Genomic DNA, 20,519 nt, shown 5'->3' with positions numbered 1-20,519 from the left:
CCGTACCCCGCGCGGGTCGTCATGCCGAGCTGCCTCGCAGCTGACTCCTTCCGGCACGACGAGACCCCACGGAGGGCTCACCTTGTCCGCGTTCATGTCTGTTTTCGCTCATCTGGTCGGAAGCATCGCCGACCTGCTCCAGCCGCTGTTCCACGCCGGCGCCGCCGCTGCGGCGATCATCCTCTTCACCGCCTGCGTACGGCTCGCGATCCATCCCCTCTCCCGGGCGTCCGCCCGCGGCCAGAAGGCCCGCACCAAGCTCGCGCCGCAGATCGCCGAGTTGCGCAAGAAGCACGCCAAGAGCCCCGAGCGGATGCAGAAGGCGCTCATGGAGCTGCACGCCAAGGAGAAGGTCTCGCCGCTGTCCGGCTGTCTGCCGAGCCTGCTGCAGATGCCCGCGTTCTTCCTGATGTACCACCTCTTCTCCAGCCGCCGGATCGGCGGCGAGCAGAACGAGCTGCTCGGCCACTCCCTCTTCGCCGCCCCGCTCGGCGACCGCTGGACGGACGCGCTCACGCACGGCGGGGTGCTCGGGGGAGCCGGGCTGGTGTACGTGGCCCTCTTCGCGATCGTCGCCGGCGTCGCCACCTTCAACTATCGGCGTACGAAGGCGCAGATGACGACCGCGCCTGTGCTGCCCGCAGGGCCCGACGGGCAGCAGGTCCCGGGCATGGGCGCGATGACGAAGATGATGCCGCTGCTGTCCTTCGCGACGCTCTTCACCGTCGCCGTGGTGCCGCTGGCCGCCGCGCTGTACGTGGTGACCAGCACCACCTGGACGGCGGCCGAGCGGTACTTCCTCTACCGGGACGCGCCCGTCGCCGGGGCGCTGGCCCCTGCCGTCTGACGGATACGGGGCGGTGCGAGGCGGTCGGGGGTGGTCCGGGACGGTCCGGGGCGGTCCGGGACGGTGGTCCGAGGAGGTCCCGCGCGGTCCAGGGTGTGAACGGGGCCTTGCGGAGTGATCCGATGTCTTGGACGATCGGCCAATCCCCCGATGGCCGCGCCCATCGGCCGGGCCGCGCTCGACCAGAGGGAGAACAGACCATGAAGTTGCTGCGTGTCGGTACGGCGGGGGCGGAACGCCCGGCGCTGCTCGACCAGGACGGGACGACCCTCCGGGACCTGTCCTCCCTGGTCAAGGACGTCGACGGAGCGCTGCTCGCCGACGATGCGGCGCTCGACCGGGTCAGGGCGGCCGCCGCGTCCGGCGAGCTGCCCGTACTCGACGCCGACGGGCTGCGGATCGGACCGCCGCTCGGCCGGATCGGCAAAATCGTGTGCATCGGGCTGAACTACCACGATCACGCCGCCGAGACCGGCGCCGAGATTCCGACCGAACCGATCATCTTCTTCAAGGCTCCGGACACAGTGATCGGACCTACTGACACCGTTCTCGTCCCCCGGGGCAGCCGCAAGACCGACTGGGAGGTCGAACTCGCGGTCGTCATCGGGCGCACCGCCCGTTATCTGGACTCGGCGGAGGAGGGGCTCGCGCACGTCGGCGGGTACGCCATTTCGCACGACGTCTCCGAGCGTGAGTTCCAGATCGAACGCGGGGGCACGTGGGACAAGGGCAAGAACTGCGAGACGTTCAACCCGCTGGGCCCCTGGCTGGTGACCTCGGACGAGGTGCCGGACCCGCAGGCGCTGCCGCTCAGGCTCAAGGTCAACGGTGAACTCAAGCAGGACGGGACGACCGCCGACCAGATCTTCGGGGTGGGGGAGGTCGTGCGGTACGTCAGCCAGTTCATGACGCTGTACCCGGGCGATGTCATCAACACCGGGACGCCGGCCGGGGTGGCCCTGGGCAAGCCGGAGCCGAAGCCGTATCTGCGGGCGGGCGATGTGGTGGAGCTGGAGATCGAGGGCCTGGGCAGCCAGCGCCAGGAATTCAAGGACGCGTAACGCCTTCGGCGGGAGGTGGTGGGCGGCGGGCCGGCGTACTCCCCGGGCGCCCGGGGAGTACGCCGCCCGGGGAAGTACGCCGCCCCGGGCGGGAACGGTGGGCGTCAGCCGCGCAGTCGTTCCAGCGCCTCGACCACCATCGCGTGGTCCTCGGCCTGGGGAAGACCCGAGACCGTGACCGTGCCGATGACGCCCGCGCCCTCCACCGCGATCGGGAACGAGCCGCCGTGGGCCGCGTACACATCCGGGTCGAGGCGGGACGACTGCTCGAAGGTGGTTCCGTTGGCGCGGAAGCGGCTGCCGACCAGGAACGAGCTGACGCCGTACCGTTCCACGACCCGCCGCTTGCGGTCGATCCAGGCGTCGTTGTCCGCCGTCGCGCCGGGCAGCGCGCAGTGGAACAGCTGCTGGGCGCCCCGGCGGATGTCGATCGCCACCGGCGCCCGGCGCTCGCGCGCCAGCTCCACCAGCAGACTGCCCAGCGCCCAGGCGTCGTCGTACGTGAAGCGGCTCAGGACCAGCCGCGCTTCCTGCGATTCGAGCTCGGCGACCGTGACGGCCGGGGCGCCCGTGACGGCCGGGGTGCCCGTGACGGCCGGGGTGCCCGGGGTGCCCGGGGTGCCCGGGGCAGTCTGGTTGCTCGGAGTGCTCATGCCCGGACCTCCAGCGTGACCGCGATGCCCTCGCGGGCCGAGCGCCGCGCCGCCTCCAGAACATCCAGCGCTGCCGCCGCCTCGCGCGCCGTCACCGGCGGCGCGGTGCCCTCGCGCAGCGCCGTGGCGATCCCCGCGTAGTACGCCGGGTAGTCGCCCGGCTCGGTCTCCACCGGGCTGCCGCCCCCCGTCAGCGGTGACTCGCCCGCGCCGACGCGGCCCCACTGCGACTCGGGCTCCACGCCCCACGGCGCTCCGTCGCCCGGCCGCCTGCCCTCGCGCAGGTCTGCCTCCTGCGGGTCCAGGCCGTACTTCACATAACCGGCCGCCGAGCCGAGCACGCGAAAACGCGGGCCGAGCTGCGCGGTGGTGGCGCTGGCGTACAGATGGGAGCGGACGCCGTTCGCGTGCGTGATCGCGATGAAGGTGTCGTCGTCGGTCGCGGCGCCCGGACGGCGTACGTCGGACTCCGCGTAGACCCGTACCGCCGGGCCGAACAGCACCAGCGCCTGGTCGACGACATGGCTGCCGAGGTCGTACAGCAGCCCGCCGATCTCCTCGGCGGCCCCCGACTCGCGCCAGCCGCCCTTCAGCTCCGGCCGCCACCGCTCGAAGCGGGATTCGAAGCGCTGTACGTCGCCGAGCTCGCCGGCCTCGATGAGGCGGGCGAGCGTCAGGAAGTCGTTGTCCCAGCGGCGGTTCTGAAAGACGGAGAGGAGCAGTCCGCGCTCCTCGGCGAGCGCCGCCAGCTCACGCGCCTCGGCGGCGCTGCCCGCGAGCGGCTTGTCCACGACCACCGGAAGCCCGGCCCGCAGGGCGGCCGTCGCGATCGGGACATGCGTCTTGTTGGGGGAGGCGATGACGATCAGATCGAGCTCGCCGGCCCGCTCCCACAGCTCCTCCGGCGCGTCCGCGAACCGTACGTCGGGGAACTCGGCGCGCGCCTGATGCCGGCGCTCCGGGTTGGACGTGACGACCGTGTCCAGGGCGAGGCCCTCGGTGGCGGCGATCAGCGGGGCGTGGAAGACGGAGCCCGCGAGGCCGTAGCCCACGAGTCCGACGCGCAGAGGGGTGCCGGTACCAGTCATGGAGCCACTTAAGCAACGCTGTTGCCAAAGTGCAAGAGCGGGGCACAATGGCCGATGTGAACAGGGGTAACGCGGGTAGCGGAGGTCACGCCGGGGCCAATCTCCCGGTGCTGCGCGGTCATAACGCGGCGCTGGTGCTCGACCTGCTGCGTACGGCGGGGGAGGGCGGCATCAGCCGGCTGGAACTCGCCGAGCGCACCGGGCTCACCCCGCAGGCGGTCAGCAAGATCACGGCCCGGCTGCGTACGGAGGGCCTGGCGGCGGAGGCCGGGCGCCGCGCCTCCACGGGCGGCAAGCCGAGGACGGTGCTGCGGCTGGTCCCGGCGGCCGCGCACGCCGTGGGCCTGCATCTGGACCGCGACGAACTGACCGCGGTCCTGGTGGACCTGGCGGGTCTGCCGGTCGCCGTACGGAGGATTCCGCTCGACCTCGGCGCGGGCGCGGAGCGGGTCGTCGAGGCGGCGGCGGAGCAGGTGGAGGCGGTACGGGGGGCCCGCGACCAGGGCGCCGGGGAGGTGCTCGGCGTCGGCGTCGCGATGCCCGGCCCCCTCGACCACGCCACCGGGGTGCCGCAGCGCGTCACCGGCTTTCCGCAGTGGGCCGGGTTCCCGCTGCGCGATGTCCTCGCCGCCCGCCTCGGCCTCCCCGTCGTACTCGACAAGGACACCAACGCCGCCACCCTCGGCCTCGCCCTGCGCGGTCCGGGCGACTCCTTCGCGTATCTCCATCTCGGTACGGGGCTGGGCGCCGGTCTCGTCCTCGGCGGTGCGCTCCACCGCGGTGAGCGCACCGGAGCGGGCGAGTTCGGGCATCAGGTCATCCAGCTCGACGGGCCCGTGTGCGACTGCGGAAACCGCGGCTGTATCGAGGCGCTCTGTCTGGCCGCGGTGGCCCGGGGTGATCTGGCGGAGGCGGCGCGGGTGCTCGGCGAGGGGGCCGCCAACCTCGTCGGGCTGCTCGACATCGACCGCGTCCTGCTCGGCGGCCGGACGATCGCCGCGAACGAGGAGTGTTTCGTACGGGGCGTGGGCGCCGTCGTCGCCGAACGCGCCCGGGGCGCGGGCGTCCCGGTGAGCGCGGCCGAGGGCGGCGCGCACCCGGTCGCGGAGGGCGCGGCGCAACTGGTTCTCGCACCGGTGTTCGGTCGCCGACGGGGCTCGGAGCTGGGCTGATGGAGTGTGTTTATGCGATTTTGTGGCCGTTCGCGGCCGTAGCGCCCAGCACAGACCGTCGGTACGTGGCAGCGTCAGGAGTCTGCTGACGGTCGACCGGGTCGGCCAGGCACCTGTGTTCCGACCGCTTCGCGCTTCGTGATCAGCAAAGGCCGTGCCGCCCATGCGCCTGCGTCATGCCCTCGCCATCGGAGTCACCGCAGCCGCGACGATCGCGCCGACGGTGGCGCTCGCGGACGGTGCCGAGGCCGAGTCCGGACGGTTCGGACCCGAGTCGGTTCCTGATGCCCCTCGGCAGTCGACGTGCGGCAAGACGTCGGATCCGAACCTTCCGATCAAGACCCGTATCCATGGCGGACCCGCCGCCTACCTGGCCGGGGGCGACACCGGGAACTGGAACATCGATCTCACCAACACCACCCGTGAGCCGTGCCGCACCATCTATCCCGTTGTCGTCCTCGTCGACCGGAACCACGAACTCGCCACCTCGCAGGTCACGTTGGAGATCGTGGACGGCGAAGGGCACCGGCGGCCCATGACGCTGGAGTCGACCGATCAGGACGAGATCATCGGCGTCCTGGATGATGGCTCTCCCGGATTCGCCGTACCGGCGGGCCGAACCGTCACCGTCCGCGCGCGGCTCGCCTTCGCCGCGCGTACGCCACCCAACAAGGTCCAGGTCAGTGCCGCGACCGTGCAACGGCGGGGTGACGACGGCGACTGGGTCGGAAGGTCCGACGCGTACCGCCTCACCATCGTGGACAACGCGGTAAAGGCAGACAGGGACAACGAGGTCGCCAGCGGCAGCGGTAACGCCGTCGCGGGCGCCACCCGCGCACTCGCCGGCACCGGCACGGGCCCCGGCGATCTCCTCGGCCGGCTGATCGCCGCCGGTGCCCTGCTGACGGCCGGCGCCGCCCTGATCACGGTCCTCCGCCGACTGCGCACCGAGCACCCCTGACCGCCCGCCCCGCCCGCCCCGGCCCCCTCACCCCTGCGCGTATTCCCTTGCCTGTCGCCCTGCATGGACGGCCGTACCGTCCACCGCGGGCCCTGGTTAGTCTGGGCGTGTCGGACAGTGTCGGACAGCGGATCATTGCCCACCGCAGAGCGGAGAACAGTCCCGTGGCAGAGCGCAAGCCGGTCGAATCCTGGCTCACCGACATGGACGGTGTCCTCATTCACGAAGGGATTCCGATCCCCGGCGCCGCCGAGTTCATCAAGCGACTCCGGGAGTCGGGCAAGCCCTTCCTCGTCCTCACCAACAACTCCATCTACACCCCGCGGGACCTGCAGGCCAGGCTCGCCAGGATGGGCCTCGACGTGCCCGTGGAGAACATCTGGACCTCGGCGCTCGCCACTGCCAAGTTCCTGGAGGACCAGCGGCCCGGCGGTACGGCGTATGTCATCGGCGAGGCCGGGATGACCACCGCCCTGCACGACATCGGCTACATCCTCACGGACCACGAGCCGGATTATGTGGTGCTCGGAGAGACGCGTACGTATAGCTTCGAGGCCCTGACCAGGGCGATCCGGCTGATCAACGGCGGCGCGCGGTTCATCTGTACCAACCCCGACGAGACCGGCCCCTCGGCCGAGGGGCCGCTGCCCGCCACCGGCGCCGTGGCCGCGCTGATCACGAAGGCGACCGGCAAGGCGCCGTACTTCGCGGGCAAGCCGAACCCGCTGATGATGCGGACCGGGCTCAACGCCATCGGCGCGCACTCCGAGACCAGCGCGATGATCGGGGACCGGATGGACACCGATGTACTGGCCGGTCTGGAAGCCGGAATGGAGACGTTCCTGGTGCTGACCGGGGTGACGACCCAGGCGGACATCGACCGCTATCCCTTCCGGCCCTCCTCGGTCGTTGACTCGATCGCCGATCTTGTCGATCGCATCTGAGCACGTCAGAGAGGGATACGGGCCGGTGGTCGCCCGCTGAGGATGCGAAAGACCGGCGCGCGAGTGAGTCTCTTGATCAGGAGGTTCACGATGCGTTCAGGTCCGCTCGCGCTCCGTGCCGCAGGGGTGGCGGCCGCATTGACGGCAGCCCCTGTCCTCGGCGCCACCGTCGCTCTGGCCCAAGACTCCGAGGTGGTCACCGGCACCCCGTCATTGGCACCGGCCGGCGGTACGGGGACACCGGCCGCGGACGAACGACCGGACGAACGGCGCGGTGAACGGCGCGATGAACGACCGGAGGAAGAGCCGGGTGAACGGGCCGACATCCTGGAGACCGGACCTGGAACCCCGCACGCCGTGATCGGCCTGGTCCTGGCGGGTGTGGCCGCGGTCGCCGTGGCCCTGAGGAGCGCGCGACGCCAGCGTACGGCCGCGCGTGACGCGGACTGATATGGCCTCCGGGGCGCGTCGCGCGTTCGCCGGCGCCGGCAGGCTCGCGGCCGGCGTGGCCTGGGCCGTACTGCTCCTCGCCCTGTGGTTCTGGGGCCGCGATGCCGTCGAGGGCCCCTTCGGCAACTCCGCTCCGACCATAGGAGATGTGGCGGCCGTCGGCCGTCCGCTGGGAGCGGCGCTGCCGCCGGCCCGCTCCCCGCTGAGGCCGGCGAAGCCGCAGCGGGTGGACGTCCCGGCGCTGGGGATCGCGGCGCCCGTCGAGGCCCGCGGGCTCGGTGGCGCGGGGGCGGCGGGTCCGCCGGCGCACGGGGCGCCGGACACGATCGGCTGGTACGGGACCGGCGTCGAGCCGGGCGCGGTGGGCACCGCCGTCCTGGTGGGCCGTGCCGACAGCGATGCCGGACCGGCCCTTTTCCACGGGCTGAGCTCGGCGCGGGTCGGCGGGAAGGTACGGGTGAACAGGGCCGATGGCTCGATCGCCGAGTTCACCATCGACGATGTGCGCGTCCTCGACCGGGACCGCTTCGACGCGAAGAAGGTCTACGGCTCCGGCCAGACGTCCCGCGCCGAACTGCGGCTGATCACCCGTGCCGACAGCGACGGCAGGACGGCCGGGTCCTCCTCGGTGAACGTCGTGGTGTCGGCGTATCTGACCGGCGTGAGCGAACCGCGCACCGGCTGACGGGGCACTGACCGCGCACCGGCTGACGGGTCGTCGGCCGCGCGTCCGGCCGGCGCCGCGCTTTCCGCCGGAGCCGCCGGAGCCGCCGGAGCCGCCCGAGCGGCTCGGACCGGTATGCCAGGATTGGTTTCGACCGGTCCTGTCCGGGCGAGACGCCGGGGGGCGGCCGCGGACACAGTGCACCAAGGGGGAGTGGATGTACGGCAGTTATTCCGGTCGTGTCCGGGCGGGGCTGAGCGCGGGGGCCGCCGCGACGGGGGCGGTGCTGCTGCTGGCGGGCTGTTCCTCCGGCGGTGACGGAGGCGATGACGCGAAGGCGCCGCCGTTGAGCCAGCGGCCCAAGGCGGACGTTCCGTACTGGGTCAACCCCGACGGCAGGGCCGCCCGGGAGGCCGCCGCGTACGCGGGCAAGGGCGACGACAAGAACGCCGGCCTGATCAGGAAGATCGCCGAACAGCCCGCCGCCGAGTGGATCGGCCCCGACAACCCGGAGGAGCAGGCCAAGGGCTTCACGGAAGCGGCCGCGAAGGCCGACCGGGACACCCTGCTGGTCCTCTACAACATCCCGCACCGCGACTGCGGCCAGTTCTCCAAGGGCGGCGCCGCGGACGGCGACGCGTACCGGACGTGGGTGGACAAGGTCGCGAACGGCATCGGCGACCGCCGGGCCACGGTGATCCTGGAGCCGGACGCCGTACTGCACCTGGTGGACGGCTGCACCCCCGACGCGTTCCACGAGGAGCGGTACGACCTGCTCAAGGGCGCCGTCCAGCGGCTCAAGCAGCAGCCCGCCACGACGGTCTACCTGGACGCGGGCAACGCCGGCTGGCAGTCGCCCGACGCGCTGTTCGGACCGCTCCAGCGGGCGGGCATCGCCGAGGCGGACGGCTTCTCGGTCAACGTCTCCAACTTCTACGCCACGGCGACGAGCAAGGACTTCGGCACACAGCTCTCGGCGAAGGTCGGCGGTAAGCCCTTCGTGATCGACACCAGCCGCAACGGCAACGGCCCGTACACCGGAGGCGGGGGCGACGCCGACGAGAACTGGTGCAACCCCCCGGGCCGCGCCCTCGGAGAACGGCCCACCATCCAGACAGGTGACCCCCTGGTCAAGGCCTACCTGTGGATCAAGCGCCCGGGAGAGTCGGACGGCGCCTGCAAGGGCGGCCCCAAGGCGGGTGACTGGTACCCGGATTACGCCCTGGCCCTGGCCCGCGACGCCACATAGCGAGCGTCCGCGTCTACGGGATCTCGACCCAGACGCCCTCGGACGGGGTGCCCTGGGTGTCGGTGACGAAGAGCATGTACCAGCCGGGCGGGACCAGGGCGGAGTTCTTCGGGACGGTGACCTCGATGCCGTTCGCGGTCCGCTTCAGGTCCAGGGCGATCGAGCGCTGTTCGACGTCGGTGACATGGGTGACCGCGCTCGGGCGCATCAGTTTCGCCGTCCTGATCGAGGCGGGGTCCTTGGTCTCGAAGGCGCCGGTGCCGCCCCGTTTCAGGGACTTCGGGCCGCCCGAGAGCGCCGGGCGTGAGTCACGGAACAGATAGGGCGGGGTGTAGATCTCGATCCGCTGCTCGAAGACGCCCGGCTTGGTGTTGGCGCGGTCGGCGTAGAGCGAGTCCGAGCCGAAGATCATGACCCGGCCGTCGGGGAGCAGGACCGAGCCCGAGTGGTAGTTGCGTCCCACCGCGGGGTCGGCCACCCGCTGGTACGTCCCCGACTCCGCGTCGTACATCCGCGCCTGGAGGATGTCGGAGCCGCCGCGTCCCCGGTAGTCCGCGGAGCCGCCGGTGACCAGCACGGAGTCGTCGGGCATCAGGGAGGCGCTCGGGTAGCGGGTGCCCTTGTCGAGTGAGGGGCCGTCCTGGAAGCGGGGCTCGGGGTCCTTGAGGTCGACCAGCCGGGACTTCTCGCTGGCCTTGTCCGACTCGCCGACCCCGCCCCCGCCGATGACCATGAACTTCTGGTCCTGGGCGGGCGGCAGCATGACCGTCGCGGAGGTCTCCATCCGGTCCGGGTCGCTCAGCCCCGGGATCTTGTCGAACTTATTGGTCTTCAGGTCCCAGATCCCCGGGGCGCGGCCGACCTCGGCCGGGCCGTAGCCGGCGTTGGAGCCGCTGTAGAAGAGCTTGCCGTTGTCCATCAGGAAGATCGCCGGGTAGGTGGGGAACTTCCTGATGATCCCGGTGTACTCCCAGGACTTGGTCTCCGGGTCGTAGATCTCGTCCTTGCCGGGGACGATCTGGCCGATCTCGTCGAGTCCGGAGAGGGCCAGGACCTTGCCGTCCTCGAGCGTGGTCAGCGTCGGGTACCAGCGGGCCTCCTTCATCGGGTCGACGGTGATGTACTTCTCCGCGACCGGGTCGAACTCGAAGGCCTCCCTGATGCCCTGGAAGTCCTTCTTGTCGAGCGCGAGCTTCTGCGCGATGCCGTAGACATTGCGGGCGTCGGTGCCCTTCATGCCCCGCACCCGGTAGTTGTCCTCGGTGCCGGTCTCGTACTTCGTGCCGGACTTGCGGGCCTCGACATAGATCCGGCCCAGGCCGGGTTCGGTCCGCAGGAACGCGCCGGTCTGCGGGTCGAAGATCTTCTCGGCCTTCTCGACGAGGACGGGGTCCTTGGAGACGAACGTCTTGCCGTTCTCCTTGCCGGTGAACATCGTGCCCGCGGGCAGGGTGATCGGCTTGTCCGGGTCCTCGTTGTGGACGATCATCAGGCCGCCGGCCTTGGTGACATCGCCCTTGAGCTTCTCGTACCGCTTGGTGCCGCCCGCCACCAGCAGCTTCCCGTCGGGCAGTTGGGTGTGCCCGGAGCAGAACATGTCCTTGGGCGTCGGGATCATCTTGTACGTGTTGGTCTCCGGATCCCAGAGCACCGACTCGAACTTGCCCGCGTCGAAGTTCTTCTGGTTGTTGCCGGAGCCCGCGATCAGCAGCACCTTGCCGGTGTGCAGCAGGGAGGCGTGGATGCTGTTGATCTTGAATTGGGCCGGTACGTCGAGGAAGTCCCAGTGGCCGTTCGCGGCCTTGTACTCGGGTCGGTTGATCTTGTAGTCGTGGTACTGCTCCGAGCCGAAGCGGTAGAGCGCCGGCCCGTTCACCCCGGCCACCACGAGGGCCACCGCGGCGCCTATCGCTATGCGGCGGGCGCGGTTCCTGCGGTGGTTCTGCCGGACGGGAATCGCGCTCATTTCTTACGTCCCCCAAGGGATATCCGCATGGTCTGGTCGTCGGTCGCCGGGCGTACGTGATCCTCGGCGCCAGGGCCCCGGCCCCCGTCATCAGGTCCTCGGACCTCGTCGCCAGGCCCTCGGCCCCCGCCGTCCGGTGCCGGCCGTCCGTCGCCGCGGTGGGCGCCCCGCTTCTTCTTCTTTTCCTGGCGCATGGACCAGCGCCAGACGAAGACCGGCGCCGCCGTGATCAGCATGGCCAGCGTCGCCCACGTGATCATCGCCGGGTGGTCGTGCCCGAAGTAGAAGGAGGAGCCCAGCGATCCACCGAAGACCAGGATGAAGAAGAGATGGATCCGGAACGTGCCGAAGAGCGTGTCCGGGCTGGAGGAGTCGCCCTTGGGCGTCACCACGAAACTGCTCTTGCGGCGCAGGACGGCGTCCATCAGGGAGCGGGCGTAGAGCGGCGCGGACATCGCCGACATCGCCATGCCGGCCAGCCCGCCGGAGCCCTCGGGCTCGTGCGGCGAGACGTTGTGGCGGCGGTTCCAGACGTACAGGCCGATCTGGAGGGCCGAGGCATTGCCGTACAGCATCATCCAGATCGCCGGGTCGATCTGCACACCCGAGGCGCCCATGCCCAGGAACAGCGCGCAACTCAGCGCCGCCAGGATCCAGTTGAGGGCCGACATCGGGTAAAAGATGATCATCATCGTGTAGTTGAAGAGCTTGCCGGGGGGCAGTGAGGAGAAGCCCCTCCAGTACTGCTTGAGGATCGTCTCGTACGTGCCCCGCGACCAGCGCAGCTGCTGCGTGAAGAAGTCGGTCCAGGCGGTCGGGCCCTCGCCGACGGCCAGGACGTCCGGGGTGTAGACGGAGCGCCACTTGTTGCCCGACCGGGGGTTCCTGGCGCGGTGCATCTCGAAGCCCGTCGCCATGTCCTCGGTGATCGAGTCGTACAGACCGCCGATCTGCTTCAGCGCCGTGATCCGGACGGCGTTGCTCGTGCCGACGAACATCGGGGCGCCGTACCGGTTGCCCGCGCGCTGGATCAGCGCGTGGAAGAGGAACTGCTGCGACTCGGCGGCCTTGGTGACGAACGAGTCGTAATTGCCGTACACCTGCGGGCCGATGACGAAGCCGACATCCGGGTCGCGGAAGTAACCGAGCATCCGCTCCAGGTAGTTGGGCATCGGCACATGGTCGGTGTCGACGGAGGCGAAGAAGTCGTACGCGTCGCCGTGCGCGTCGAGCCAGGCGTTGTAGTTGCCGTGCTTCGTCCTCGCGCGGTGCGCGCCCTTGGCCTGGTTCCACCTCGCGACGCCCTTGCGGGAGAAGTGGTGTACGCCGAGGCCGGCGCAGACCTCCTTGACGGCGGGGTCGTCGCCCTCGTCGAGCAGCCAGACGTGCATCAGCCCGCGGTGCCGGATCCGTACCGCGGCCTCCAGTGTCTTCGTCACCATGGCAAGGGGTTCCTTGCCCGGTACGAAGGAGGTGAGGAAGGCGACCCGGGTGCCGCTCTCCGGCACCACCGGGACGGGGTCACGCGCCACCAGCGTCGCGTGCGCGTTGGAGAGGACGTTCAGCGTCCGGAACAGCTCGATCAGTCCGATGGAGACGAGCATCACGATGTCGAGGACGAGAAGGGTGTCGTTCTTGAGGTTCGGGTCGCGCTCGGTCCAGTGCTGAGGCTGCATCAGCCAGGCGAAGAGCCCGAGCGAGAGGAGCGGCGCGGCGCCGAGCAGCAGGGCGGCCCGGATACGGTGCGGTTCCTGGGAGAGCAGCGAGCGGTACCGCACGGTGTACGGCTCGGCCGGGTCGGGCTGCGTGAGCGGTCCCGCGAGCCTGCTGTAGTGCTCGTAGTCGTACGTGGGCAGGGCCGGCCGGGCCGGCCTCTGGGGCCGCGGCCTCGCTCCACCGTCTCTGAGGTGCGAGGGTATCCGGAGCTGCGTGGTCCGGGACGCGTCGTCGTCCTGCCGGGCGCCGTCTGGCGTCGACGTCATGGGTCATCCCCCCGCACGCACGTTCGCTGCGTGATTGGTCGGTTGTTTCGTCCGGAATGGCCCCCCTCGGCCATCACCCCGGGCGCGTCAATTGCGGCCATCTTCCTCATGGACAGGAAGCGGCGGCCGTCCGGTTGCATGATGCCGGTCGCGCCAGGCACGCACGGACGGGGCACCCCCGCCCCCACCGGACCACCGTCGGGGCATCCCCTCGCGCCGCGTCCAACTGTTCGGATCACGTGCCCCATTGGAGTCAATGCGCTCAGGATAGGTGTGTTGGCGTGCATACGCCACGCTCCGTTTGAGCGCACGGAACGCGGGGTCGTCGGCGCCGGAACGAGCGAAGCCCCCTCACATGACGTGAGGGGGCTTCCACTGTGCGTGCGCCGCCAGGGACTCGAACCCCGGACCCGCTGATTAAGAGTCAGCTGCTCTAACCAACTGAGCTAGCGGCGCCTGCTGACCTGGAGAACTCTACCCGATCGGCGTGGATGGTCCCGACCATTTGATGGGTGTTGCGGCCTGTCGGATTGTCCTTTCGTACCTTCGATCCGTCAAAATGTGATTTGTCCGGACAGTTGAGGCGCCGGCGCCCGTGCGGCCGAGTCGAAAGATCTTGATAAGTGTGGAGGGGATCACATGACCGTCCCGGTCTTCGAGGAGTACGAACCCGCTCCCGACTGCCCCTGCGCCGGATGTGCCGAGCGGCGCCGCGAGCGGGCCAGGGGACTGCCGGTACGGGCCGGCGGTCACCCGGCCGCGCGCGGCGCGCGGCGGGCGCTGGTCCTGGCCACCGCAGCCGGGGTCGCCCTCGGCGCGACGGGCTTCGCACACGCGGACACGGTCGCCGGCCGGGTCGCCGACGTGGACACCGGCCGGGCCGCCGATCCGGACGTCAATCCGGATCCGGCCACCCCGCAGGGCGGGAGCGGTCCGCTGCACGGGCAGCCGCTGCCGGGCCCCGGATCCACCCCCCAGGCGCCGATGCTGCGCCCGTCCACCCGGGCCGACATCATCAACCGCGCCAAGCGGTGGGTGAACGCGAAGGTGCCGTACAGCATGGACACGTACTGGTCCGACGGATACCGCAAGGACTGTTCCGGCTTTGTCTCGATGGCCTGGAATCTCGTCGGGAACGAGTGGACCGGCAGCCTGGCCCAGTTCGGCGTGAAGATCGCGCGGGAGGACCTGGAGGCCGGCGACATCCTCCTCTTCCACAATCCGTCCGACCCGAACAAGGGGTCGCACGTCACGGTCTTCGGCGGCTGGACCGAGTACACGCACACCTATTACCTGGCGTACGAGCAGACCCAGCCGCACACCCGCTCGCAGTCCACGCCGCTGGCGTACTGGAGCAACTCCGACCTCTATGTCGCGTACCGCTACAAGGGGCTGAACGAGGGGCTCGACGGCAAGGGTCCTGGGGCGGGGACAGGGGCGGGGACAGGGACAGGGACAGGGGCGGGTCCGGGCACGTCGGCGGCATCGGCGGCGTATCCGGGAGCGGGGTCCTTCGGGCCCGGCGCCACCAACAAGCACGTCACACGGCTCGGCGACATGCTGGCGAGCCGGGGCGGCAAACGCTTCTACGGCCAGGGCCCCGGACCGCGCTGGGGCGACGCGGACCGGCGGGCCACCCAGGCGTTCCAGCTCGCGCAGGGCTGGCGGGGCACGGCGGCGAACGGCCTGCCGGGGCCGGCCACCTGGCGATATCTGGTGAACCACCTGGGCAAGGACATCCCGGCCGCGGGTAAGGCCGGGAGCGGTACGGCTGCGACCGGAGGCAGTGCGGCTGCGACCGGAGGCAGTGCGGGCGCGGGCGGGAACAGCGCGGGCAGCGGTACGGGTGGCGGTACGGGCAGCGGTACGGCGAAGACCCCGCCGTTCCCCGGCGCCGAGTTCTTCCGTCCCGGCCGGTCCAGCACGTACGTCGAGCAGCTCGGCAAGCAGCTCGTGAAAAAGGGCTTCGGCAAGTACTACGTCACAGGCCCGGGCCGGCGCTGGGCCGAGGCCGACCGGCGCAACGTCGAGGCATTCCAACGCGCCCAGGGCTGGCGCGGCACCTCGGCCAACGGCTACCCCGGGCCACAAACCTGGCGGCGACTCTTCGCATGACGGAGGCAAGGATGACGACGACCTCGCAATCGAACGACGACGGCAAGGCGTGGTGGGACGCCCTCGGGGTGCGCCCCGCGTCGGCCCCGGCGGACGACGAGCACGGGCCCCCGCACGACGCCCGGCAGAGACCGGAGACGTACGACGGCCCACCCCCTCGCGTTTCCGCTGACGCCCCGGACGCGCCCGTGTCGGCGCGGTCCGAGGAGGACGCGGGCGCGGACCGGTCGGCAGGTTCTGCGGGTCCGGTGGGTCCGTTGGGTCCGGCGGGTCCGGCGGGTCCAGCAGGTCCAGCAGGTGGTCCGGCAGATGCGGCAGGCGGTCCGGCAGTTTCGGCATCCGGCCCGGAGGCGGCAGAACCGCCGGTCGAAGAGGTGTTCGACCAGTTGGCGATGCCCCCGGTCTCCGGCCACGAGAGGTCCGAGGCGGGCGCGGCCCGGCCGGACGAGCGGAGGGCCGGGGGTGTCGCCGTGGCCGTGGTGACGGCCACGGCCGTGGCCACGGAGGGACCGGTCCGTACGGATTCCGGCCCGGCGCTGTTGGAACCGTCGGGCGGCGACGCACCCGCACGGCCGCCGGTGTATCCGGTGCCCGGTTCCGAAGCGACCGCTGATGCCGGGCCGACTCCTCCCGGGCCGACTCCTCCCGGTCCGGCCGATCCCGGGCCGACCGCCTCGGGGCCGGCCGATGCCGGTCCTGTCCTCGTGCGGGAGGTACTGATCGCCGGGGGCGACGCCCCCGCGCACGCCGTCCGGCCGGTGCGTGTGGTGAACGACCCTCAGCCCGCGAAGCTCTACGGCGAAGCCGCCTCGCGTCGGCGGGCACGCCCCGCCCCCGTCCGCCCCACTCCCGCCAACGACGCCCCCGTGAGCGCCGAACCGTCCGGTCATGGCGGCTCGCAGACGGCGGTGCCCGTCGTCCAGGACCACGGCGCCGCGGACGCCGGCCGCGCGCCGCGTGCGGACGTCGTCGCCGGGGCGCGGGCGACCGACGGCGCCCCGGGCCCCAGGGCGAGGGCGACCGAGCTCCGGGCCGAGCCCGAAGCGCACGTCGAGCCGGACACGTACGTCGAGCGCGAAGTGCATCCCAAGTCCGAAGCACCCGCCAGGCCCGAAGCGCGCCCCAAGCCCGAAGCACACGCCGGGCCCGAAGCACACGCCGGGCCCGAAGCACACGCCGGGCCCGAATCACGCCCCGAGCCCGAAGCGCGGCCCGAGCCCCAAGCCCATCCCAAGTCCGAAGCACACGCTGGGCGCGAGTCACGCCCCGAGCCCGAAGCGCACGCCAGACCCGAAGCACACGCCGGGCCCGAATCACGCCCCAAGCCCGAAGCGCATCCCAAATCCGAAGCACACGCCAGGCCCGAAGCCCATCCCAAGTCCGAAGCGCGCCCCGAGCCCGAAACACACGCCAGGCCCGAAGCTCGCCCCGAGCCCGACGCCCACGCCCGGTCAGGACCGTCGCCGACGAGCGGCGGCCCCGCGCCGGCGGCGGCCCGGGAGGTGTTCGTCAAGCCGAACACCGGTGGCCCTGTCCGTACGGCCGGTGGCGGCGAGACCCCCCGGTGGAGTCCGCTCATCGTGGGGGAGACCACCCAGGAGATCCCCGTACACCTCCTCTTCCGCGACGAGGCCAACGCCCTGGAGGCCGCCGGGGGCCCCACCAGACCGCCCGCCGCCACCCGGCGATGGGGGACCGGGGAGCAGCCCCGGATCCGGCGCGGGTCCGCCCCCGCTCCCGTGCCCGCCGCGCCGCCGCGCGCCGCGCCGCCCGTGGATCCCAGGCTCGCCGAGCGGCCCGGCCCGGTGCTGCCCGGCTGGGCCGCGGCGCTCGTCGGGTTCGCGGCGCTGCTCGTGTGTCTGGCGGTGGTGTCCTGGGCCGGGGCCGTGCCCGACGCGGTGACGAAGACGTTCCGGCTGCCCTCGAATCCGTACCACGGCATCGGGATCGGACAGTGGGCGCTGCTCATGTTCGGCGTGACTGTCATGCTCTTCGCCTTCGGCGGGCTCGGCCGCGGGCGGGTCGGCCAGGCTTGGGTACTGACGCTCTTCGGTGACTACCGGGGGAGCGTGCGCCGTACCGGACTGCTCTGGGTGAGCCCGCTGCTGCTGCGCCACCGGGTGGACGTACGGCTGCGGCACTGGCGCAGCGAGCCGCTGCCCGCGGTCGACTCGAACGGCACCGCGCTGCGGGTCGTCGTCCTGGTGGTCTGGCGTGTGAAGGACACCGTGCGCGCGGCCCTCGGTATCCAGGACTACGAGGAGTATCTGCGGGAGCAGGTGGAGGCGGCGATGGCGCGGGTGCTCTCGCAGCTGCCCGCCGACGCGTTCCACGACGAGGCGCCGACGCTGCGCAACGCCGAGGCGGTCGGTGACGCGCTGACCCGGATGCTGTCGGCGGAGTGCCTGCCCATCGGCGTCGACATCTTCTCCGCGCAGCCGACGCGGATCGAGTACGCGCCGGAGATCGCCACGGCGATGCAGCGCAGCCGGATCGCGGCCCTCGACGCCAAGCACCGGGACACCGTGCTGACCGCGGTGGTGGACGCCGTGGACGACACGGTGCACCGCCTGACGTCCCGTGGACTCGTCGAACTGGACGACTACGAGCGTAAAGCGCTGGTCAAGGACCTCACTGTCGCCTTCTACACAGGTCGGCAGGGGAACAACGAGAGATTGTGATTGGTCTGGACCGCGCTTGTTATGGACACGGTCAAGTTCCGTTAATACTCTAGGGCTTGGTCTAGACCGCAGATTGCTCTCCCTGCACGCGTGCAGTACGGCTCACCGAACTCCCCACGTTCTCTGGAGCGAAGCATGCGAAAGAAGATTGGCGCGGCCGTGGTCGGCCTTGCGGTCGCGGGCGTTTCCCTGCTCGCCACCGGCAGCGCAAGCAGCCATGGCTACACCGACAACCCCCTCAGCCGTCAGAAGCTCTGTGCCAACGGCACGGTGACGAACTGCGGCAACATCCAGTGGGAGCCGCAGAGCGTCGAGGGGCCCAAGGGCTTCCCGGCCGGCGGCCCCGCCGACGGCAAGATCTGCTCGGGCGGCAACAGCCAGTTCGCGCAGCTCGACGACCCGCGCGGCGGCACTTGGCCCACCACCAAGGTCTCCGGAGGTCAGAGCTACAACTTCCGTTGGCAGTTCACCGCCAGGCACGCCACGACCGACTTCAAGTACTACATCACCAAGAGCGGATGGAACCCGTCTCAGCCGCTCACCCGGGCGGCCCTGGACTCCCAGCCGTTCCTGACCGTGCCGTACAACAACCAGCAGCCGCCGGCAACGCTCTCGCACTCGGGCACGTTGCCGTCGAAGTCCGGCCGGCACATGATCGTGGCCGTCTGGACCATCGCTGACACGGCGAACGCGTTCTACTCGTGCTCCGACGTCCAGTTCTGAGCACGGAGCACTGAGTACGGATCACGGATCACTGAGCGCTGAGTTCTGAGCACTGAGTCCTGAGCGCTGAGTTCCGACCAGGTGGCCGACGCGTAGTCGGTCACCGACCGTAAGACCCCTCGGGGAGCGTGGTTCCGCCGGTCCGCTGCCGCGCGGTCCGCGCTTCCCGAGGCGCACTTCACTCCCGTACCCCGGCCGGCTCCACCGCCGTGATCCTCCGCGTGATTCCCCGCGAGATCACCGGCCCCGTCGACCGGGAACACATCGGTCAACTAGGGACGGACCCATCAAGTAGTGCCGTCTGATGATGTGTTCAGCGTACGAAGGGGTTTCCTGAAGCCGCGATTTGGGGGACCATTCCCGCGGCGGTCATCGCGCGTAGACCCGTGCGACAGCCGTGCCGTTCAGCCTTAGGGCGCTCCATGCCGCCGGGCAGGGAGCATCTCCCCCCATTTCCCTTCCGGAGGATTTCCGCCATGCGCCGACTTCTGGCTCTGCCGCTCGCCGCGGCCATACTCGCCCTTCCCGCCGCCCTGCTGACGGCCAGTCAGGCTGTGGCCGCGCCGGCCGACAAGCCGCAGGTCCTCAGCAACTTCACCCAGGGCACGGCCGGCAGCTACAACTCGTGGGTCGCGGCCCGCGGCAACCAGGGTGCCTGGTCGGCGTACGGCTTCGACTGGTCCACGGACTACTGCTCGTCGTCGCCCGACAACCCCTTCGGCTTCCCCTTCCAGACCGCGTGCGCCCGCCACGACTTCGGCTACCGCAACTACAAGGCGGCCGGTTCGTTCGACGCCAACAAGGGGCGGATCGACTCCGCCTTCTACTCGGACCTGAAGCGCGTGTGCTCGGGGTACTCCGGCGCGACGAAGGCCTCCTGCGACGCCACGGCGTGGACGTACTACCACGCGGTCGACATCTTCGGCGTGACGCCGATGGTGGACGGCAACAAGTCCGTCGTCTGAGACACGGACGCACGGACACACACGGACACACGAGTAAGGGCCCCTCGCTCTCGCGAGGGGCCCTTGCCCTGTCTGTGCGCCGCCAGGGACTCGAACCCCGGACCCGCTGATTAAGAGTCAGCTGCTCTAACCAACTGAGCTAGCGGCGCCTGCTGACTCGAAAATAATACCCGGTGCTCCAGGGTGCTACGGACCACGCTTCCTTGACGGGGTGAGTGGTCAGAGCACCGCGCCGAGGAACTCGCGCGTACGGTCGTGCTCCGGATCGGTGAACATCTTCTCCGGTGATCCGGACTCGATGACCTTGCCGGAGTCGAACATCATGACGTCGTCGGAGATGTCCCGGGCGAAGTTCATCTCATGTGTGACACAGAGCATCGTGATGTCCGTGGTGCGGGCGATGTCCCGCAGTACGTCCAGCACACCGGCGACGAGCTCGGGGTCGAGCGCCGAGGTGACCTCGTCCAGCAGCAGGACCTGCGGCCGCATCGCCAGCGCGCGGGCGATGGCCACGCGCTGCTGCTGCCCGCCCGAGAGCTGTGTCGGCTTCGCCTGGCACCGGTCGCCGAGGCCGACCAGGTCGAGCAGCTCACGGCCGCGCTGCTCGGCCTCGTCCCTGCTCAGGCCGAGCACCCGGACCGGGGCCTCCGTGACATTGCGCAGCACGTTCATGTTGGGGAAGAGGTTGAACTGCTGGAAGACCATGCCGATGTTCTTGCGCACCTCGCGGACATGCTTCTCGTCGGCGGGGAACAGCCGGTCACCGTTGACCGTGATGGTGCCCTCGTCCGGCTTCACCAGGGTCATCAGCAGCCGCAGGATCGTCGTCTTGCCGGAGCCGGACGGGCCGATCAGGGTGACGTGCCTGCCCGGCCGCACCGAGAAGCACAGATCGTCCAGGACGGTGTTCCCGCCGAACCGCTTGGTCACATTGTCGAAGCGGATCAGCTCGGCGGCCGGGTCGGGTGCGGGGGACGCGGCGGATATACCGGCGCTCT

Annotated in this window: 17 protein-coding genes and 2 tRNA genes; 12 read left to right on the top strand and 7 right to left on the bottom strand. The window is 70.6% G+C overall.

Annotation, left to right across the window (positions count from 1 at the left end; translation table 11 throughout):
* Positions 1–82 precede the first annotated feature (82 nt).
* Both ACFVWW_RS20400 and ACFVWW_RS20395 read left to right on the top strand, forming a co-directional pair.
* Complete coding sequence (locus ACFVWW_RS20400; protein WP_386877649.1) at positions 83–847, top strand: YidC/Oxa1 family membrane protein insertase; 765 nt, start codon at positions 83–85, stop codon at positions 845–847.
* 200 nt (positions 848–1,047) lie between these two features.
* Complete coding sequence (locus tag ACFVWW_RS20395; protein WP_386877648.1) at positions 1,048–1,908, top strand: fumarylacetoacetate hydrolase family protein; 861 nt, start codon at positions 1,048–1,050, stop codon at positions 1,906–1,908.
* Positions 1,909–2,012: 104 nt separating this feature from the next.
* Here ACFVWW_RS20395 and ACFVWW_RS20390 read toward each other — a convergent pair whose 3' ends face one another.
* Complete coding sequence (locus tag ACFVWW_RS20390; RefSeq protein WP_386877647.1) at positions 2,013–2,561, bottom strand: heme-degrading domain-containing protein; 549 nt, start codon at positions 2,559–2,561, stop codon at positions 2,013–2,015.
* Positions 2,558–3,649, bottom strand: coding sequence for a Gfo/Idh/MocA family oxidoreductase (locus ACFVWW_RS20385; protein ID WP_386877646.1), 1,092 nt, complete (start codon positions 3,647–3,649; stop codon positions 2,558–2,560). The genes ACFVWW_RS20390 and ACFVWW_RS20385 overlap by 4 nt, the downstream gene beginning before the upstream one ends.
* A 56-nt stretch (positions 3,650–3,705) precedes the next feature.
* On the opposite strand from ACFVWW_RS20385, the gene ACFVWW_RS20380 reads away from it, so the two are divergent.
* The 6 genes from ACFVWW_RS20380 to ACFVWW_RS20355 all read left to right on the top strand — a co-directional run bounded on the left by ACFVWW_RS20380 (position 3,706) and on the right by ACFVWW_RS20355 (position 9,089).
* Positions 3,706–4,821: an ROK family protein gene (locus tag ACFVWW_RS20380; protein WP_386877645.1), complete on the top strand. Its 1,116-nt coding sequence runs from the start codon at positions 3,706–3,708 to the stop codon at positions 4,819–4,821.
* Positions 4,822–4,984: 163 nt separating this feature from the next.
* Positions 4,985–5,782 carry a hypothetical protein gene (locus tag ACFVWW_RS20375; RefSeq protein WP_386877644.1) on the top strand — a complete coding sequence of 266 codons (798 nt, stop codon included), beginning with the start codon at positions 4,985–4,987 and terminating at the stop codon, positions 5,780–5,782.
* Between the two features lie 164 nt (positions 5,783–5,946).
* Positions 5,947–6,726: an HAD-IIA family hydrolase gene (locus tag ACFVWW_RS20370; RefSeq protein ID WP_384332785.1), complete on the top strand. Its 780-nt coding sequence runs from the start codon at positions 5,947–5,949 to the stop codon at positions 6,724–6,726.
* Positions 6,727–6,816: 90 nt separating this feature from the next.
* A complete protein-coding gene (locus tag ACFVWW_RS20365; protein WP_386877643.1) occupies positions 6,817–7,176 on the top strand; it encodes a hypothetical protein in 360 nt (119 codons plus the stop codon).
* 1 nt (position 7,177) lies between these two features.
* Complete coding sequence (locus ACFVWW_RS20360) at positions 7,178–7,861, top strand: sortase domain-bontaining protein (RefSeq protein ID WP_384332941.1); 684 nt, start codon at positions 7,178–7,180, stop codon at positions 7,859–7,861.
* Positions 7,862–8,057: 196 nt separating this feature from the next.
* The gene (locus ACFVWW_RS20355) at positions 8,058–9,089 is read left to right on the top strand and encodes a glycoside hydrolase family 6 protein (RefSeq protein WP_386877642.1); all 1,032 of its coding nucleotides are present in this window, start codon (positions 8,058–8,060) and stop codon (positions 9,087–9,089) included.
* 13 nt (positions 9,090–9,102) lie between these two features.
* On the opposite strand, the gene ACFVWW_RS20350 is transcribed toward ACFVWW_RS20355, so the two are convergent.
* The 3 genes from ACFVWW_RS20350 to ACFVWW_RS20340 all read right to left on the bottom strand — a co-directional run bounded on the left by ACFVWW_RS20350 (position 9,103) and on the right by ACFVWW_RS20340 (position 13,493).
* Positions 9,103–11,055 (bottom strand): galactose oxidase-like domain-containing protein, encoded by a 1,953-nt coding sequence (locus ACFVWW_RS20350; protein ID WP_386877641.1) that lies wholly within the window; start codon positions 11,053–11,055, stop codon positions 9,103–9,105.
* Complete coding sequence (locus ACFVWW_RS20345; RefSeq protein ID WP_386877640.1) at positions 11,052–13,037, bottom strand: glycosyltransferase family 2 protein; 1,986 nt, start codon at positions 13,035–13,037, stop codon at positions 11,052–11,054. The genes ACFVWW_RS20350 and ACFVWW_RS20345 overlap by 4 nt, the downstream gene beginning before the upstream one ends.
* 382 nt (positions 13,038–13,419) lie before the next feature.
* Positions 13,420–13,493 (bottom strand) — tRNA-Lys (locus ACFVWW_RS20340).
* 183 nt (positions 13,494–13,676) lie between these two features.
* Between ACFVWW_RS20340 and ACFVWW_RS20335 the strand changes: the two genes are divergently transcribed.
* The 4 genes from ACFVWW_RS20335 (at position 13,677) to ACFVWW_RS20320 (ending at position 19,521) form a co-directional block, all read left to right on the top strand.
* Complete coding sequence (locus ACFVWW_RS20335; RefSeq protein ID WP_386877639.1) at positions 13,677–15,152, top strand: peptidoglycan-binding protein; 1,476 nt, start codon at positions 13,677–13,679, stop codon at positions 15,150–15,152.
* A gap of 392 nt (positions 15,153–15,544) precedes the next feature.
* Positions 15,545–17,833, top strand: coding sequence for an SPFH domain-containing protein (locus ACFVWW_RS20330; RefSeq protein ID WP_389679910.1), 2,289 nt, complete (start codon positions 15,545–15,547; stop codon positions 17,831–17,833).
* A 135-nt stretch (positions 17,834–17,968) separates the two neighbouring features.
* On the top strand, positions 17,969–18,556 hold the full coding sequence (locus ACFVWW_RS20325) for a lytic polysaccharide monooxygenase (RefSeq protein ID WP_384184858.1): 588 nt from the start codon (positions 17,969–17,971) through the stop codon (positions 18,554–18,556).
* A gap of 476 nt (positions 18,557–19,032) precedes the next feature.
* Entirely contained in the window at positions 19,033–19,521 is a 489-nt protein-coding gene (locus tag ACFVWW_RS20320; protein ID WP_384184855.1) for a phospholipase, read from the top strand.
* A gap of 75 nt (positions 19,522–19,596) precedes the next feature.
* On the opposite strand, the gene ACFVWW_RS20315 is transcribed toward ACFVWW_RS20320, so the two are convergent.
* Positions 19,597–19,670: transfer RNA gene (locus ACFVWW_RS20315), tRNA-Lys, on the bottom strand.
* Positions 19,671–19,740: 70 nt separating this feature from the next.
* Positions 19,741–20,508 (bottom strand): ectoine/hydroxyectoine ABC transporter ATP-binding protein EhuA, encoded by a 768-nt coding sequence (gene ehuA / locus ACFVWW_RS20310; RefSeq protein WP_386877731.1) that lies wholly within the window; start codon positions 20,506–20,508, stop codon positions 19,741–19,743.
* Positions 20,509–20,519: the final 11 nt, after the last annotated feature.

It is taken from the genome of Streptomyces sp. NPDC058198 (genome assembly GCF_042882605.1).
GTDB lineage: Bacteria > Actinomycetota > Actinomycetes > Streptomycetales > Streptomycetaceae > Streptomyces.
This window is presented reverse-complemented; position numbering and strand designations above follow the sequence as displayed.